This window comes from Agrobacterium albertimagni AOL15 (assembly GCF_000300855.1).
Classification (GTDB): domain Bacteria; phylum Pseudomonadota; class Alphaproteobacteria; order Rhizobiales; family Rhizobiaceae; genus Allorhizobium; species Allorhizobium albertimagni.
Window position 1 is genome coordinate 1 of record NZ_ALJF01000041.1, and the last position, 3,109, is coordinate 3,109.

At 60.7% G+C, this 3,109-nt stretch carries 1 protein-coding gene; it reads left to right on the top strand.

All coding sequences use genetic code 11. From position 1 onward, the window contains the following. Positions 1-3,109 (top strand): hypothetical protein (locus tag QWE_RS24220; RefSeq protein WP_006728817.1); only part of this gene is annotated, 3,109 nt, incomplete at both ends.

Here is a 3,109-nt window from a genome sequence, read left to right on the forward strand (position 1 = left end):
GGTCATCATCAACGATGACAGCCCGATCGCGAATGTTGTCACGAATGCCGTAAAGCTCGACGATGAGGCGCAGACGCTGTTCCCGGGCAATGCCGGTGGTAACGGCGATGTCGCCAATGCCAAGATCGCGACTGGCCTTGCCGGTTCGCTGTTCACGGCTGGCGCGGACGGTGTGTCTGAAGTGAAGATCTCCGGCGGCGCCTTCAAGGTGATCTACTCGCAGGGTGGTTTTGCAGCTCAGGAGAGCGTGACCTGGGGTGCGGGCGTGAAGGGCACTGACGGCTCGACCACGTTCACGGCAACCAGCACGAACTATCCTCTCTCGGCTGGCGGCGCTGCTGTTCTGAAGATCAATGCCAATGGTTCCTACTCGTTCGAGCTGAAGGCGCCTGTTGCGCATGAGACGGCTGGCACGACGGAAGAGAACAAAGAGATCACGATCGGCTTCACGGTAACGGACGGCGACGGCGACAAGTCGACCGGCTCGCTGACGGTCCTCGTCAACGATGACGTTCCGGTTGCCAAGAATGTGGAAGTGGCGCGTGTTCTGGACGACGAAGCACAGGCCGTCTTCCCGGGCAACAACGGTTCGAACCTGCCGTTCAACGGCACGGATGCAAGCCCGAACTACAAGACGGTATCCGGTGGTCCCGGCACTCTGTTCACTGCCGGTTCCGACGGTCTGCAGGCTGTGACGCTGGTGGGTGCGAGCTTCTCGGTCATCTTCAAGGACAGCCAGGGCTTTGCCGGTCAGGAAAGCGTGACCTGGGGTGCTGGTGTGCCGGGCTCTGGCGGCTCGACCACGTTTACGGCAACCAGCACGAACTATCCGGCCTCGGCCGGCGGCGCTGCTGTGTTGACGATCAAGGCTGATGGTTCGTATACGTTCGAACTGAAGGCCCCTGTTGTCCATTCGACGAGCTCTTCGCTGGTCGAGGAAGACAAGGCGCTGAACTTCAGCTTCACGGTGAAGGACGGCGACGGCGACACCTCGACGGGTTCGCTGAAGATCCTGGTCAATGACGACACGCCGGAGCCTGTGGCTTCGATCGAGATTGCGTCGAAGATCCTGGACGACGAAGCACAGACGATGTTCACGCCGACCAACCCGGGCGGCTTCCTGGATGTCAATCCGGATGTGAAGACTGTAACTGGCGGCGCAGGCTCTCTGTTCAAGATGGGGGCTGACGGCCTTGGTTCTCTGTCGGTCGATCTTCCGACGCTCGAGGTCGTTGGCAAGAGCAACGGCTTTGCAACGACGGAATCGGTGAGCTGGAGCGATGGCGTTCGCAGTGCAGGTGGGGCGACCACCTACACGGCAACGAGCACGAGCTATCCTGCCTCGGCTGGCGGTGCTGCCGTTCTGACGATCTATGCAGACGGCTCCTACAAGTTCGAGATGAAGGCACCTGTGTCGCATTCGGCTTCGCTGATTGCGGAGAACAACGAGACGCTGGTGTTCGGCTACACCGCGACGGACGGTGACGGTGACAAGGCTGTCGGCCTGCTGAAGGTCATCATCAACGATGACAGCCCGATCGCGAATGTTGTCACGAATGCCGTAAAGCTCGACGATGAGGCGCAGACGCTGTTCCCGGGCAATGCCGGTGGTAACGGCGATGTCGCCAATGCCAAGATCGCGACTGGCCTTGCCGGTTCGCTGTTCACGGCTGGCGCGGACGGTGTGTCTGAAGTGAAGATCTCCGGCGGCGCCTTCAAGGTGATCTACTCGCAGGGTGGTTTTGCAGCTCAGGAGAGCGTGACCTGGGGTGCGGGCGTGAAGGGCACTGACGGCTCGACCACGTTCACGGCAACCAGCACGAACTATCCTCTCTCGGCTGGCGGCGCTGCTGTTCTGAAGATCAATGCCAATGGTTCCTACTCGTTCGAGCTGAAGGCGCCTGTTGCGCATGAGACGGCTGGCACGACGGAAGAGAACAAAGAGATCACGATCGGCTTCACGGTAACGGACGGCGACGGCGACAAGTCGACCGGCTCGCTGACGGTCCTCGTCAACGATGACGTTCCGGTTGCCAAGAATGTGGAAGTGGCGCGTGTTCTGGACGACGAAGCACAGGCCGTCTTCCCGGGCAACAACGGTTCGAACCTGCCGTTCAACGGCACGGATGCAAGCCCGAACTACAAGACGGTATCCGGTGGTCCCGGCACTCTGTTCACTGCCGGTTCCGACGGTCTGCAGGCTGTGACGCTGGTGGGTGCGAGCTTCTCGGTCATCTTCAAGGACAGCCAGGGCTTTGCCGGTCAGGAAAGCGTGACCTGGGGTGCTGGTGTGCCGGGCTCTGGCGGCTCGACCACGTTTACGGCAACCAGCACGAACTATCCGGCCTCGGCCGGCGGCGCTGCTGTGTTGACGATCAAGGCTGATGGTTCGTATACGTTCGAACTGAAGGCCCCTGTTGTCCATTCGACGAGCTCTTCGCTGGTCGAGGAAGACAAGGCGCTGAACTTCAGCTTCACGGTGAAGGACGGCGACGGCGACACCTCGACGGGTTCGCTGAAGATCCTGGTCAATGACGACACGCCGGAGCCTGTGGCTTCGATCGAGATTGCGTCGAAGATCCTGGACGACGAAGCACAGACGATGTTCACGCCGACCAACCCGGGCGGCTTCCTGGATGTCAATCCGGATGTGAAGACTGTAACTGGCGGCGCAGGCTCTCTGTTCAAGATGGGGGCTGACGGCCTTGGTTCTCTGTCGGTCGATCTTCCGACGCTCGAGGTCGTTGGCAAGAGCAACGGCTTTGCAACGACGGAATCGGTGAGCTGGAGCGATGGCGTTCGCAGTGCAGGTGGGGCGACCACCTACACGGCAACGAGCACGAGCTATCCTGCCTCGGCTGGCGGTGCTGCCGTTCTGACGATCTATGCAGACGGCTCCTACAAGTTCGAGATGAAGGCGCCTGTGTCGCATTCGGCTTCGCTGATTGCGGAGAACAACGAGACGCTGGTGTTCGGCTACACCGCGACGGACGGTGACGGTGACAAGGCTGTCGGCCTGCTGAAGGTCATCATCAACGATGACAGCCCGATCGCGAATGTTGTCACGAATGCCGTAAAGCTCGACGATGAGGCGGTGCCGGCCGTCGAG